Source organism: Deinococcus multiflagellatus (assembly GCF_020166415.1).
Lineage (GTDB): Bacteria > Deinococcota > Deinococci > Deinococcales > Deinococcaceae > Deinococcus > Deinococcus multiflagellatus.
The window spans coordinates 15,221-29,683 of sequence record NZ_JAIQXV010000012.1; the positions used below are offsets into that span (position 1 = coordinate 15,221).

Here is a 14,463-nt window from a genome sequence, read left to right on the forward strand (position 1 = left end):
TCTCTAATACGGGTTAGAGCAGAGAAGAGGGCGACTAAGCGGCAGCCTCGTAGCCACGGTTCGCGCTGTCGAAAGACCGGAGGAAAAAACACTGTGATGGACGGCATCGCCAGGAGCGCCCTCACAGGAGGGCCAGGAAGGCCCCTGCAAAGAGTTTTGAGGGGTCTAGTACCCCCCAGCTCACTGCTGAGCAATTGTGGCCAAGAGCAGATTTACTTGAAAAAGTTTTAAAATGTGCCGGTCATCTTCCCGGTCCCCTGGTTCCCGACCTACACTGCCCCAACGACGCCTCAAGGAGGACGTGCCCATGCCTACGGATCAAACGCCGGTCAACGCCTCATTGTGGACCGTGTTGCAGCCCCCGCCGAATGCCGACCCCTCTGGCCCACGCCATGTGTATGTCCTCGAACAGGGCCAGTACCGGGTCCAGGCCCTCACCCCAGCACAGGACCTGCCGGACTTCTGGTGGCGGGCCAGGGGCCGGCTGGTGGACACGTTCATTCTGGACGGCACCTTCGAAGGCCTCCACGTGATCATCACGTTTTTTCAGTTCTACGCGCCCCGCGACGAGGTGTTCCAGACCGCGCACATCACGGAATCGGGATGGACCATTCTGGCCCGGGCAGCCGACGCCGACGCCGCGCGGCGCCATCACCAGGAGGCCGTGGCCCATTTGAAGACCACCACGCCGCGCGCGGCCCAGGAAGACGCGCTGCCCAGCTGGCTTTGACGCGCCGGGTCAGCTCGCCACACGAATGCCGACCATTTCGCCCAGCGCGGCCAGCGCCCACTGGGGCAGCGCTTCCTGGCAGGTAAGCCGGTAGGCCTCAGCTGGGGTGTGGGCTGGCCGGTACGGCCGGTGCGACTGCAGGGCGTCATACACATCGGCGGCGGCCAGCACGGCCGCCAGGGCCGTCAGGCGCGTCTCCCCGTTCGGGTACCCGCCGCCCCCTTCCCGCTCATGGTGCTGCGCCACCGCTTGATACACCGTGGCGGGCGCCGCTGGCCACAGGGCCGAGAGAATCGCCAGTCCTTCCGGCACATGGCGCCGCATCAGCTGCTGCTCGTCGGGCGAGAGCGGGCCCGGCTTGTTGAGCACACTCAGCGGCACCGCCAACTTGCCCACGTCGTGCACGGCGCCTGCCAGTGTGGCCACCTGCACGTCCAGGCCCAGGCGAAGCGCGACGCCGCCGCACAGCTGCGCCACCCGCCAGCCATGATCATCGCCCAAGCAGTCCAGCGCAGAAAGAAGAGCCGTGGGCAGCACGGTACGGGCATCAAGCGTCATGCTCCCCACAATCAAGGGGCGCTGGTGCGCTTTGCCAATGTGCGGCGGGGCCGGCGCCCCACCGGCCAATAACCGTCCGCCAGCAGGTGAAGCCACTGGGACGCCAAATACCCGGCGAGCACCTGGGCAGCCCTCCCGGTGTCGATTTCCGGCCTGAACAGGGCCACCAGGGGCCACATCAGGACGGCCAGATACAGCAGCCGAATCAGCGGCCCCAGCACATAGGTGTGGGACATCCCCCGGTGCCGAGACAGGCGGTGGTAGGGCACCCAGATAAAGCGCAGCGGTCCCCAGCGGCGCGCCGCGTCGTTCAGCGGCAGATCGAGGTCTGGCGTCACGTACAGTGTGCCGATCAGATACCCGGCCCCCACCGCCAGCACCACCTGGTCCTGGCCGGCCCACACGCCCAGGCCCGCCAGAGGCGCAAAGACACTCAGATTCAACGCGGTGTGCTGCCAACCCATCATGGGAGGCAGGCTCCAGGGGCGCTGGTCGGTCTGGACACCCCCCCTGAAGGGGGGAGGGCGGGGGGTATCTGGGCGCACCAGCGCCCCGCCAAAGTAGATACGTGCGCCCGAAGATCTCTTCCTTAGAATCTGCATTTCTTGTCGCCGTCACGAGTGACTTCAGCACTCGGTTCAAGTACAAGGGCGCTTTTATGCAGTCGTCAGACAGCCTCCTGACGGTGCTGCGTGGCCTGGGGGTGAGTGAAAGCGAGATCGAGCAGACCCTCCACAGCATGGGCAGCGTCACCGACCCGCATGATCCGAATGCGACGCCCGATCCGCTGGACTACGCCGTACAAAACGGGCTGAGCAAGCTGCCGGCCTAACGCCCCCCCTCACTGACCACCACGGCAAGTGCTGGGCGCACCACGCCGGCCCGCAAGAGCATCGTCGACTCCCTGATTGCCCAGGGGGTTGATATTCAGCCAGGTGAACAGAACATTGCCAGCCTGGATCAGGTGCTGTTCAAAGCTGGCCGGATCACCGAAGAGCAGCTGGCGACAGCCTACGCCACCAGCAAGGGCGTCCAGCAGGTGAATCTTCGGCGTGATCCTCCAAACCCCCAGCTCAAAGATCTCCTGCCTGAAAAACTGGTGCTGGAGAACCACGTCGTGCCGTATCAGAACGGCCCGGACGGCGCGCTGGTGTGCGTCGTGGCCACCATGCACACGACGTTTCTGGGCGCGAAGATTGAAGACATCCTGCACCGCGACGTCACGTTCGTGGTGGCCACCGTCAGCGACCTGAACGCTTACATCGAGCGCACCTACGCCCAGCACACGGCCTTCGCAACCTTGCAGGCGGAGAGTGATCGCCGCACCCGCACCCGTCCGGAAGCCGCGCCCGAGCAGGACACCGAAGACAGCGCGATGTCACAGCTCTTTTTCGCTGTTCTGCGCGAAGCGAAAACCAACCGGGTCAGCGATATTCACATCCAGCCCACCAAAACCGATACGCGCGTGCGGCTGCGCGTGGACGGCCGCCTGAGGGATTTCACCCGAATTCCCGGCAACCTCCACGACCAGTTCACCAACTACCTGCGGGTGCGCGGCGGCGTCAGCAATGCCCGCCTGGTCAAGCCGCAAGACGCCCATATGGAGGTGGAGGTGGGGGGGCAGATCTTCAACATTCGCGTCAACATCCTCCCCACGGTGTACGGCCCGAAAACCGTCTTGCGGCTGCTCAGTTCCCCCGAGCAGATCATTCCGCTCGACGAGCTGCACATGACCCCCTCCAACCGCGCCCTCCTGCAGTGGGGGCTTGACCACACCAACGGCATCCTGATCATCAGTGGGCCCACAGGCAGCGGGAAAACCAACACCCTGTACTCCATCACCCGGCACATCGACCGGCCCGACATCAACATCACCACCATCGAAAACCCCGTCGAAATCCGCATGGACACGGTGACGCAGGTGCAGCTCAATCCCGACGCGCTGAACCCCGAGATGCGCCTGGGGGATCAGGAGGCGCTGCGGGCCGTGCTGCGCCAGGATCCCGACGTCATCCTGATCGGCGAAATGCGGGACCCCGAGACCGTTCGTCTGGGCATGCAGGCGGCCCAAACCGGCCACTTCGTGCTCGCCACCATCCACACCAACAGCGCGGCCGAAATCATCACCCGGCTCAAAGACATGAATGCCAACCCATTCGATATTGCCCCTAGTGTCCGGCTCCTGATTGCGCAGCGCCTCATCCGCTGCCCCTGCCCCGACTGCAGCGTGGTGCAGGCGCCGCCCGCCGACCTCTTCGACGGGACTGACATTCCCAGCACCACCCCCATCCGTGTGGCTGGGAACAACCCGGCGTGTCCGCGGTGTGACGGACACGGTCACCTGGGGCGGGTGGCGATCCAGGAAATTTTGCCGGTGCGTGGTCTTGTGCGGGAGGCCATCCGCGCGAACGCCGCCGAATCCGCCATTGTCGCGCTGGCCCGGGAACATGGCTTCCGCACGCTGTACGAAGACGCCCTGACCAAACTGGCCGCTGGCCTGACCACCCTCTCGGAAGTCCAAACCTACCGGCACGGCGCCCAGCACTGAGGAGACCATGACCACTGAAACGATGCTGAACATCACGGATCACCTGAACGATTTCGTCGAGGAAGCCACGCAGGAAGGCATCAGCGACATTGCGTTCTCGCCCGCCGGCCATCCCCGGGCCCGACTCAATGGCGTCTGGAAGCACTACAAGGCCTACCACCGCCTCACCGAAAAAGATCTGCTGACGATTATCGCCAATACCCATCAGTCCTTGAACGAAGAAGCGAAGGTTCGGGTGGCCCTGAGCGAGCACCAGCGCCTGAACTATTCCACCGTGATTGCCAACTGGAATTTCCGCATCAATGTGGGGCTGTCCAACGGCATGCCATTTCTGATCATGCGCGTGATCAGCCGCGAAGTGCCCACCATCGACGATCTGGGCCTGCTGGTCCAACCCCCGAAAGAGAACATGTCGTCGCTGGAAGACACCTTGAAGAACATCGTGGTCAGCAGCCGGGGCCTGGTGATCGTGACCGGTGCGACCGGCAGCGGCAAAAGCACCACCCTGGCCGCGATGATCCGGCACTTCAACGATTCGGAAGAGGGTCACATCGTCACGATTGAAGATCCCATTGAGTTCATCCACCGGGAGAACAAGTCCATCATCCATCAGCGCCTGGTGGGCCCTGACAACGACACACCGACCTTTCTGGACGGCGTGGAGGACGCGATGCGTCAGGCCCCCGACATCATCTTGCTCGGCGAAGTGCGGGACAAAGAGACGATGACGGCCGCGCTGCAGGCCGCCGAAACAGGCCACCTGGTCTTCTGCACCCTGCACACCCGGGACGCCCCGACCACCATGCAGCGCGTGCTGGGCTTTTACGGCGCGGGCGAGAAAGAGAGCGTGCGTCACCAGTTCGCCAATTCCCTGGTGGCCATCATCAGCCAGCAGCTGGTCAAGCGCACGCAGCCCGACAAGCAGGGGCGGATGCGCCAGCTGATCATGGAAGTCCTGCAGCCCAACATGGGCGTGCGGAGCATCATGCGGGACGAGACAAAAGCCATCCAATTGATCCGCGACGCCCAGAAATCCTCGGGCGACCTGGGCAACGTCACAATGGATGACCAGCTGATCCTTGCCGCGCAGCAGGGCGTGATCTCCAACGAACAGGCGATGAGCCGCAGCATCATGCGGGAGACCGTTGAAAAAGGCCTGAAAGATGGCCGCGTGGGCCGCACCGCATGACCCGCAACGCGGTCCTGATTACAGGCGACCAGGTCACGCTGGTCACCCCAAAAAAAAGTGTCTCCGGCCCCCTGACGGACCTCAAATCGCTGACCAAACGGGTCGGCCTGAGCGGCCCCACAGCGGTCATCTTGCCGCTGCAGCGCGAATCCGAGATTTTTGAGGGCACGGCCGACGAGTTGGCCGCCACCATTGCCGTCGGGCGCAAATCGCCAGACGCGCTGCCCACCAACGCCATTCTGGTGGCCAATGCAGGCCGGCGCGAGATGCTGCGGGCCACCATTGACACCACTGGCCTGGAAGACCTGGCCGCGCTGCGCGGCGCCGGGGTAAAGGTCACGCTGGTCACTGGCCTGATCGAAGCGGCGGCCCATCACAACCAGGATTCGCAGCTGATCCTGCATGCGAGTGATCAGGCCCCTGGACAGGTCACCCTGGCCATCAATACGCCCTCCAGCGTCGACGTGGCAACCACACGCCTGACGGCTGGCGCCACCCTGGAAGGGCACGCGCTGGGGCTGATCGGCACGGTGATGAGCAGTCAACAGCTCGCCGGAGACATCACGGTTTTGCTCCTGGGCACCCTCGCCGCATACCGCGACGACATCCACGCTGTCCTGGACGACAGTGGCGCCGACCTGAGCATCAACACGGTGGCCCTCAGTGACGAAGACGCCGCCCGGCTGCTGATCACCCACCCCAAACAGCGGCCCGGCAGCCTCTCCACGCTGGTCATCCCCACCGCTGAACCCGTCACCCTCAAGCACTTCGCGGCCCACCTGGCCAGCGGCCTGCTGCTGGGTGGGGCCGCCGCGACGTTTGCGGTGCTGGGCGGCGTCACCCGGGCGGAAACCCGCCAGGTCGAAGCCCAGACCGCCGCCCTGGAACAGCAGGCCGCCGCCGCTGAGGCGCTGCGCACTGCCAACGACCAGCTGGCCCAGCAACTTGACCAGGCCCGCAATCTGACCCAGGACCGGGGACAGCTGGGCCCGGACCTGCGCCGCCTGGCCCTGACCCTGTACGACAGCGGCGCCACCCTGACCAAGATTGAGGGCCCGGGCGCGGCCGCGCCCGCCGCACCCGAATTCGACGGTCAGGCGCTGCGGGCCACCTACGCGCTGAGCGCCAATCTTGCCACCCCCTCACAGACCGAGCAGCTCGTCAATACGGTGAATTCCTCGCCCCTGGCGGCCAACGTTCAGCGGGTCGCCTGCGACAAGATTTGCTCCATTGACCTGACCCTCGGCTTCATCAAGGAGCAGACCCCATGACCGCCAGCACGCAGCGCCTGGCCCTCCTGGCCCTGATTGTCCTGCTGGGCGGCTGGCTCACCTTCACGCAGGTGCGGCACTACCTCAGCGCCCGCGAGGCCCTCATCCAGGCCCAGATCCTCCAGACCGAAACACAAACCCGCGCCGATCAGTTGCCCATTGAAGAAGCCCGCGCCAAAACCCTGGCCACCGAGGCCCAGGACCTGAACGCCGTGTTGCCCGAACGCGAGCAGCTGGGCGGACTCCTGCGAGAACTCCGCTTGCTGGCCGCGCAGCACGGGCTCAGGGTCAAGGGCATCAACCGGCAGGCCGCCACCAGTCCGCTGCCGGGCATCACCGCCATCTCGCTCGCCATGACCCTGGACGGCACCTACCCGGGCCTGCAGGCCTATCTGGACGCGCTGGGCGCCCTGGACCGGGCCGTGACGGTGACCCGGGGCGTCCTGAGCCGCACCGCCGACAACCTGGACGTGAGCCTCCAGATCGTGGCGTACGCCCGCAATATTCCGCCTGCCCCCACCCCTGCGCCGACCACGGCCCTTCCCCCCACAGGAGCCCCATGAAGTTTCCACTGCGCCGCCCAGCCCCTGCCGTCTCCGCAGAGCCGGTGGCTGCGGCCGCCGAGATTGCCCCGGCCACGCCCAACACGCCGCTGTACAAGGTTCGCGCCGAAACACCCGCTGAACGCATCGCCAAGAAATACGGCAAAAAGCAGGAAGCTGAGGCCACACCCAGCACGCCGGGCCGCCTGACCCCGAAAGATCGCCGGCAACTGCTGTGGATCACGGGTCTGCTGGCGCTGACCGTCGCAATTGTTGGCGGCCGCAGCCTTCAAAACCGGTCGGCGCCGGCGCCGGGCTTCTCCACCCTCGGCGCTCCCCCCAGTCCCAGCCTGTCCTCTCCCGGCACCCCCACAGCCAACACGGCTGGCGCGCCGGTCCCGGTCACGGGCAACCCTGAACCGCCCCCAGGAACAGCGCCGGCCGGCGCGGCCAGCACGCCCGTGCCCTTGCCAGCCGAGCCGGCGACACCCACCAGCGCGCCGGTCCCCACGGCGCCGGGCACCCAGACGCCTGAGGTCAAGCCCCGGCCACTGACCCCTGACGCCGCACCCAGTTCGGCTTCCGACGTCCCCGACATGTTCCGGACCTCCGGCCGGGATGCCAACAGGGCGGTGACGGCCACCCCCACCGCGCCCACGCCAGTGACGAGCCCGCCTGCTGCCGCACCGGTCCCCGCCCCTGCGGCGCCCGCGGTGCAGGCGCCGCCCGTCAGCAGCGCGCCCATTGTGGTGCCCCTGCCGGCACCAGCACCAGCACCGGCCCCGGTCGCCCCGCCGCGCGCCGTGGCGGCCCCCAGTGCGGCCGTGCCGACCGCGCCAGCGGCCCTCCCTCAGCCGTCGGTCGTGACCGTGACGCCGTTGCCTGTCAGCCCGCGCCCCACGGTGACGGCCGCGCCCCCCACGCCTGTTCAGATGGGGCGCACCGACGCGCCCGCGAGCGCGGCGCCGGCGCCAGCTGCGACCAGCGCCGGACCCTCGGCGCCCAGCGCCACCACAGCACCCCCCCTTCAGGTGCTGGCCCTGAGCACCGGCGCTGGCGCCTCGGTTACCCTGCAAACCCCCAGCGGCGAAGCCACCCTGATTCCCGGTGAGGCGGTGCCAGGCACGGCCTACACCGTCAGCCGCATCACGGACAAGGCAGTGATCCTCACTGGTCAGGCCGACCAGCGCCCCATCACGCTGCGCGTGGAGACCCCATGATCAAATACACGCTGCTGACCGCCGCCCTTGTTGCCGCTTCCGCGTCTGCCCTGACCCCCCTGCCCCGGACCGCCCCGTTCAACAAGAATGTCAACCTCACCGCCACCAGCCAGACCAGCCTGGGCACCGCCCTGAGCACCCTGGCGCGGGGCGCGGGGCTGAACCTGGTGATTCAGGACGTGCCGGCCGTGACCGTCACGCAGAGCCTGAAGGGCGTGCCGACCTGGCAGGCCATCGAGACCCTGCTCAAGGTGCATGCTCCCGGCCTGGACGCGCTGTATGACGGCAAATTCCTGATCATCGCCAAAAGCGAGACGATTCGGGCCCTGCGCAACCCCGCCCTGCAGCGCCGGGTCATCTCCACGCCCCTGACCACCGAGCAGCTGGGCACGCTGGTGCAGCTGACCCCCGGGCTTCAGGCCTATCCCTTCGGCGCCGGGCGCGCTGTCCTGACCGGCACCCCGCAGGTGCTGGACAGCGCGCTCGCCCTGATCGGGCAGATCACGGCGCAGGAGGCCGACCCGGTCACCGAGCCTCAGGAGCGCAGCCTGGCCACGGCGCCGCTGAATGCCGAGACGCTGGCCACCACCCTGCGCAATGCCTACCCCACCCTGACGGTAACGCCAGCGGGCACGCGCGTCGTGCTGATTGGCGATCCTGCTGTCCTGGACCGCGCCGCCGCCCTCGTAACCACGCTGATTCAGGACGCGGTGGCCGCCGCGCCAGCAGCCCAGGTCAGCGCCGCACCGGCACCGGCGCCGGTGCTCACCACGGCCCGCGTCACGGTGCGGCTGCCCGAAGCCACGGTGAGTCGCGTGTTGCAGGCGGTGAGCAGCACCCTGACGGCCAAGCCACTCGACGCCGGCGCCTACCTCCTCACCGGCACGGAGGGTGAGGTGCAGCGCGCGCAAGCAGAACTGCGGGCGGCAGAGCAGCGCCTGAGTGGCCAGGCCGTCATGACCTACCCGGTTCAGCACGGCGGCGCCGACCTCATTCCCACCCTCCAGCGCAGCGTGCCCGGCGCAAGCTTTGATTACGTGCCCAGCACCGCCCAGCTCGTGGTGCAGGCGTCAGCGGCCGATCACGCCCTTGTGGCGGGCCTGCTGCGGCAACTGGACCAGCCCACCGCTGCGGCGGCCGCCCGCGAAGTGGTGAGCGTGACCGTCATGCTGGACGTGGCCAAAGCGACGGTACTGGCGCCGCTGCTGGGCGGCGGGGCTGCCAGCACCGCCACCGGATCAGAGGGCGCCCCCGCCGCCTCCGGCGCCCTGCGGGTGCTGGCCGACGAACGCAGCAACACCTTGATCCTGCAGGGCCCCCGCGCCGACGTCGAACTGGCGCAGCGCATCATCAAGGACCTGGACGTGGAACTGCCCAACGTCAACGTGCGGCTGAACGTGCAGCAGGTGGACACCAGCGACGGCCGCTCGCTGGGCATCGACTGGCAGGCAGGCGTCGCGGGCGTCACGGTGGGCGGGGGCAGCGGCGGCCTGAGCGTGGGCTACGACCCCACCAAGACCGTGCCGTCCGTCAACGTGAAACTCAATGCCAGTGAAGGCAAGAACAACGGCAAAACCCTGCTGGACACCAGCCTGACCGCCCAGAGCGGCCGCACCGGGAGCCTGCTGAGCGGGGGCACGCTGATGGTGCCCAAAACCACGACCGGTACCGATGGCAAGACCAGCACCTCCGGCTTTGACGAGTACAACTACGGTCTCGAAGTCCGGGTCACCCCCCGCGCCACCCGGGACGGCCGCATCGAACTGACGATTTCCACCATCATCGGTGAAGCGCCCACGTTTGGCGCCAGCGGCTCCATCAGCGTCAACAAGCGCCAGGTGGACACCGTGGTCACCCTGGCCCCCAAACAGAGCGTCACGCTGGGCGGCGTCATCACCACCACCGAACTCAACCAGCGCACCGGTGTTCCGCTGCTGAGCCGCATTCCCATCCTGGGCGCTTTGTTCTCAAAAACCACGGCCTCCTCAGGCCACGCGGTGCTGCTGTTGACCCTGAGCGCGGATCTCGCCGCAGGCACGCCCCAGGTGGGCCCAGTGGCCCCCGGCACCGCCAGCCTGCCCGCCCCGGCCCCGGCCGGGCCTGCGCGCACCACCACCTCCCCAGGCGCCAACGGCACGAGCAGCAGCGTCATCGTGCCCCCGGGTAAATAGGCCATGCCCCTGTCCCGCCTTCTTCTGATGCTCAGTCTGACGCTGGGCGCTGGCCAGGTCTCGGCCCAGACCAGCGCCGCGCCGGCCACCGTGACCACGGTGGCGCCAGGCGTCCCCGCCACGACCCAGCCCATCTCCCTGGAACTGCTGCCGGCCGGCACCGTCGTGCTGGGCGACGGCCGCTACCTCATCAGCAATTACGGTGGTCTGGGCATCGATATCTATATCTATAGCCCGACGCCGCTGCGCATTGCCGCGCCGTCAGAACGGACGGCGTTCGAGGCGAACTACGCGGACGCCACGGGCACCAGGCCCCCTGTTCCCGCTGCGCCGACGGCCGCACCCCCCAGCCCGGTCGCCCCCGGGCCCACCCAGTTGCCGCCGTTTCTCTCGGGCAGCTTTCAAGGCCAGACCCGGGAGGACACGACCGTGATCAGCTTTGCCCTGACCAACCGGAGTCCGGCGCTGACCGTGCGCCTGGACCCCAGTTCACTGACCATCCGGCAGGGCGAGACGTTTCTCAGCGGGCGCCTCAACACCCGCGACAGCAGCGGGCAACCTGGCCTGTTGCCCCCCAGCAGCGCACAGATTGGCACCCTTTCGGTCCGCACCACGCAGCCCGGCCCCATCACGGTGCAGTGGGCGGCGGTGGACGTCGTCACCGGGCAGCGCTACCCCATCAGCTTCACCTACACCCCAAAATGATCAATCCACCGCGCAAACCCAGAGCGAACGTCAAAGTCCGCACCTTCCGCTACCAGGGCGTTCACCGCCGCACCGGCAAGCCCCGCAAGGGCATGATCGAGGCCATTGACCAGCCGCAGGCCCTGGAGCAGCTGCAAAGCCGGAACATCTCCGTCACGACGATCAAGGAGCACAAAGACGTGGTGCTGCTGGAGCGCAAGCCCAGCGACAACCAGTTGGGGTTGTTCTTCAAAGAGATTTCGACCCTGCTCACCGCCGAGACGCCGATGCCAGACGCCGTGCGCAGCGCTGGACGCTCCACCACCAATGCCAAACTCAAGCGCAGCGCGCTCTCCATGGAGCGCGATCTGCGCGAGGAGGGGCAGGACCTCGCCGCCGCCATGAGTCAGCAGCCCCTCTTTGCTGAGGTCACGGTGGCGCTTCTGGAAACAGCGCGCGTGACGGGACGGGACATTGAAGTGCTGGCCACCCTGGCCAGCAGCCACTTCTGGCGGGCCAAAATCGCGGGGGATGTCCGCAAGGCCATCAACAAGCCCATCTTTACCCTGGCCCTGACCCTGATCGTGATGTACCTGCTCTCCACGAAGGTGGTGCCTCAGTTCGTCACCCTGATCGAGAACATGAACGTTGCCGTGCCCCTCGTGACCCAGATCGTGATGGGCATGAGCCGGGTGATGACCAGTCCCTTTTTCGTCATCATCGTGGCCGCTGTGGGCATCGGTGTGCCGCTGCTTTACCGTGTGCTGACCCGCTCACCGGAAGGCGAGGCCACGCGCGACGCCCTGCTGCTGCGGCTTCCGCTGGTTGGGCCGCTCATCCGGAATTACATTCTGGCGCTGACCAGCCGGAGTCTGGCCGACATGATCAGTTCCGGCGTGCCCAAGGACATGGCCATGGAGCTCACAGGCCGCATCGCCGGCAACAAACTCTACGACGCCATCTTTCAGAACGCCGCGCGGGCGGTGGTCCAGGGCCATCCCATCGCGGACATTCTCGAAGATTACCCCGCACTTGTGCCGACCGATTTTGCGCAAATTGTTCGCAACGGAGAGGAAAAAAGCAGTCTCGACACCATGCTGATCACGCTCAGTGAAATCTATGAAAAGCGCGTCGACGAGACGGTGCAGAAGGTCAATGACAGCATCGAGCCCATTCTCATTGTCGTGATCGGCTCACTTGTTGGTTTGGTGATGTTCGGCGTCATGATGCCCATCATCACGATCATTCAGTCGCTGAACACGTAAGAGCGTCCACGGTTCTTGTTGCTGGAGCGGGGGGCAGGTGCCCCCCGCTCCAGTTCACATCCAAGGCGATACTGGTTAATGAGCACGGCATCTTCTGACGAAAGCCTATGCGTGTCAGGCAGCACCTCGGCTTCCAGGGGCGCCATAGACGGGTAGTAACCACATTCGCCCGAAAACACCCGCTAAGCGCCTGAATGTTGTGCCAGTCGGTTTCCAGTGTGTTTTAGAGTGGCAGACGAGCGCGCGGAGAGGCTCAGGGGCTAGAGGCAAGCCAGTTCGCTTTATCAGGTTGACCCCGAACTTCGTGGGACTTTCATGACCGCTCTGGCGCCAGCTCTGTCCGCCATCGGGTTGAACGTTCGCAGTATGGCTCTTGTGCGAATACTTGGTGCTCTGTTCTCCATTCGGGACGATTGGGTTCACCCTCTCTGCAACCATCCGAATACGCAAGATTGGGCGTGTTACGTTGCTCAACGTGGAGATTACGCTTGCCAATGGATCACCAGGCGAAGTCCTGACCCGCCGCGTCCTGCTGGAATTCATGCATCGGTACGATCTCACGCCCTGGAATTGGACCCGCAACATCCATATCGACCGGGATCTGAAGTTCATGGGGCAGTGTCTCCGGCAAGATGGTGAGTTCGTCATTCGGATTCGCTCTGGACGAGCAGAAATGCTTGACCCAGACATGCCCATCGACCTGGACCGCTGGCCCATGCTGCTCAGCGTCTACATTCATGAGCAACTGCACGCCTACCTCGACTTGAGGAATGACGCTGTCCAGGCCGCGCTCCCCGAATTACAGCGCTTATACCCCGACGTGCCAGTGGGTGGGACAGAAGGCGCACGCAGCGAGTTCAGCACGTACCTTCATCTCCTCCTGTGCACGCTGGAAATCGACAGTGTCGCGCAGCTGATTGGCATGGAGCGCGCCCGCGCGCTGCGGACCGAGGCGCCCTTCTACCGTTTCATCTATGACACGGTGCTCCGTGACACGGCGCAACTGCGTAACGTGATCAGGCAATACAATTTGGAGCTTCCCGAATCCGAAGAAATCTCGGTGCCAGTTGAAGTCAAGTAAGCAGCACTGCACACCGAGGCCAGCCTGACGCGGTATCAGTCGCCGCTTAACGGGTGTTTTCGGGCGAATGTGGTTACTACCCGATAGACGGTTGCAGACTTACGCCGCCCTCCAGAGAGAGTAAGCTGCTTTTGTCGCCTCAGACACCTTCACGCTGAGTTGACAAAGGAGTGGCGATGACGGGCAACGACTCCAGCAATAACGATCAAGCCAGGCAAGATCAGTTTGACAGGGATTACCAGAGAGAAAGGGACAGGGGCGCGACCCACCATGAGGCCACGGAAGTTGCGCTGAGCCTGCAAAAAGAACGAGATTCGCGCAACGACCAAAATAACTGAACGAGGCTGCGCGCCCACCAAGATGAGTGAGTATCCCTCAGAACGGTGGCGACGGGTGGAACGGTGAGTCTTGCGGATGATCGGCACCCGGTAGCAATACGGACACCACGCGGTGTCCGTATTGCTTGTGCCCCACGAGAGGCTGAGCCGCCACAGGCCGAACAACCGCGGGCGGAGCACCGTGATCAGTGTCAATCCCAGCCAGCCCCTGCGCCGGCGTAGTGCCTCGACCTGGCGTAAGCCAGTATCCAGCCCTGACGCCCAAAGGAGCTTGCGCTCTCGACAAACGCTGCTGGGACGGTGGCGAACATTCACAACCCACGAGCGGCAGAACTGAAACTTTATCGGCAGAATCCTTTCCTCGATTGAGGGCAAGTCGTCCCCTGTTTGCCAGCCGTGCCCCCACAGGCCCCCCCCGACCCCCCCGACAACTTCGCTGGACGGACGCACCAGCGCCCCGCCACCGTAGAGCTATGGAACGCGGGTTCACCCTTGTCGAATTGCTGGTGGTCGTGGTGATCCTCGCCCTGCTGGGCAGCATCATGCTGATGACCTACGCAGGCAGCCTTGAACGGGGCCGGACGCAGGCCGCGCGGGCCCACGCTCAGCTGGCGGCCCAGACCACCAACAGCGTGCTGGCTGTGCGGCCCGACCTCAACGCCGCCATGTTTGACGGCCTGGACTGCATGAAGGCGCACACCTTCGCGCCTGCAGGCGTGACCCTGGGCAGCAACGCCACCTATCCCACCTATCCGGACGCCCCAGACGCGGTCACAGGCTGCGTGCTCTCGCCGACCTCGGCGCGCAGCGTCGTGGCCACCGTCACTGTTGGCGGTCAAACCTTCCGCGAGGGCCAATGAAGGCTG

The 14,463-nt window shown here is 65.7% G+C and carries 15 protein-coding genes; 13 read left to right on the plus strand and 2 right to left on the minus strand.

Translation table 11 applies throughout. The features are described from left to right. Positions 1-307: 307 nt before the first annotated feature. The gene (locus tag K7W41_RS14060) at positions 308-730 is read left to right on the plus strand and encodes a hypothetical protein (protein ID WP_224609735.1); all 423 of its coding nucleotides are present in this window, start codon (positions 308-310) and stop codon (positions 728-730) included. A gap of 9 nt (positions 731-739) precedes the next feature. Here the strand turns inward: K7W41_RS14060 and K7W41_RS14065 are convergent, their stop codons facing one another. Then, positions 740-1,288, minus strand: a complete 549-nt coding sequence (locus K7W41_RS14065) for an HD-GYP domain-containing protein (RefSeq protein ID WP_224609737.1) — start codon at positions 1,286-1,288, stop codon at positions 740-742. 11 nt (positions 1,289-1,299) lie between these two features. Beyond that, a complete protein-coding gene (locus K7W41_RS14070; protein WP_224609740.1) occupies positions 1,300-1,755 on the minus strand; it encodes a DUF2227 family putative metal-binding protein in 456 nt (151 codons plus the stop codon). A gap of 191 nt (positions 1,756-1,946) precedes the next feature. Here K7W41_RS14070 and K7W41_RS14075 point away from each other — a divergent pair, with 191 nt between their 5' ends. The 12 genes from K7W41_RS14075 to K7W41_RS14130 all read left to right on the plus strand — a co-directional run bounded on the left by K7W41_RS14075 (position 1,947) and on the right by K7W41_RS14130 (position 14,457). Further along, on the plus strand, positions 1,947-2,120 hold the full coding sequence (locus tag K7W41_RS14075) for a hypothetical protein (protein WP_224609742.1): 174 nt from the start codon (positions 1,947-1,949) through the stop codon (positions 2,118-2,120). Positions 2,121-2,252: 132 nt separating this feature from the next. Further along, a complete protein-coding gene (locus K7W41_RS14080) occupies positions 2,253-3,836 on the plus strand; it encodes a GspE/PulE family protein (protein ID WP_224609744.1) in 1,584 nt (527 codons plus the stop codon). Between the two features lie 7 nt (positions 3,837-3,843). Further along, the gene (locus tag K7W41_RS14085) at positions 3,844-5,025 is read left to right on the plus strand and encodes a type IV pilus twitching motility protein PilT (RefSeq protein ID WP_224609746.1); all 1,182 of its coding nucleotides are present in this window, start codon (positions 3,844-3,846) and stop codon (positions 5,023-5,025) included. Beyond that, positions 5,022-6,296, plus strand: coding sequence for a hypothetical protein (locus tag K7W41_RS14090; protein ID WP_224609748.1), 1,275 nt, complete (start codon positions 5,022-5,024; stop codon positions 6,294-6,296). Before K7W41_RS14085 ends, K7W41_RS14090 begins: the two co-directional genes overlap by 4 nt. Continuing rightward, positions 6,293-6,859, plus strand: a complete 567-nt coding sequence (pilO, locus tag K7W41_RS14095; RefSeq protein WP_224609750.1) for a type 4a pilus biogenesis protein PilO — start codon at positions 6,293-6,295, stop codon at positions 6,857-6,859. Before K7W41_RS14090 ends, pilO begins: the two co-directional genes overlap by 4 nt. Further along, entirely contained in the window at positions 6,856-8,058 is a 1,203-nt protein-coding gene (locus K7W41_RS14100; RefSeq protein WP_224609752.1) for a hypothetical protein, read from the plus strand. The genes pilO and K7W41_RS14100 overlap by 4 nt, the downstream gene beginning before the upstream one ends. After that, the gene (locus K7W41_RS14105) at positions 8,055-10,229 is read left to right on the plus strand and encodes a secretin N-terminal domain-containing protein (RefSeq protein WP_224609754.1); all 2,175 of its coding nucleotides are present in this window, start codon (positions 8,055-8,057) and stop codon (positions 10,227-10,229) included. The genes K7W41_RS14100 and K7W41_RS14105 overlap by 4 nt, the downstream gene beginning before the upstream one ends. A gap of 27 nt (positions 10,230-10,256) precedes the next feature. Next, positions 10,257-10,934: a hypothetical protein gene (locus tag K7W41_RS14110; protein WP_224609756.1), complete on the plus strand. Its 678-nt coding sequence runs from the start codon at positions 10,257-10,259 to the stop codon at positions 10,932-10,934. Next, entirely contained in the window at positions 10,931-12,178 is a 1,248-nt protein-coding gene (locus tag K7W41_RS14115) for a type II secretion system F family protein (protein ID WP_224609758.1), read from the plus strand. Before K7W41_RS14110 ends, K7W41_RS14115 begins: the two co-directional genes overlap by 4 nt. Before the next feature lie 475 nt (positions 12,179-12,653). Continuing rightward, positions 12,654-13,259 (plus strand): hypothetical protein, encoded by a 606-nt coding sequence (locus K7W41_RS14120; RefSeq protein WP_224609760.1) that lies wholly within the window; start codon positions 12,654-12,656, stop codon positions 13,257-13,259. A 176-nt stretch (positions 13,260-13,435) separates the two neighbouring features. Then, positions 13,436-13,597: a hypothetical protein gene (locus K7W41_RS14125; protein ID WP_224609762.1), complete on the plus strand. Its 162-nt coding sequence runs from the start codon at positions 13,436-13,438 to the stop codon at positions 13,595-13,597. A gap of 473 nt (positions 13,598-14,070) precedes the next feature. Then, the gene (locus tag K7W41_RS14130; protein ID WP_224609764.1) at positions 14,071-14,457 is read left to right on the plus strand and encodes a prepilin-type N-terminal cleavage/methylation domain-containing protein; all 387 of its coding nucleotides are present in this window, start codon (positions 14,071-14,073) and stop codon (positions 14,455-14,457) included. Positions 14,458-14,463: the final 6 nt, after the last annotated feature.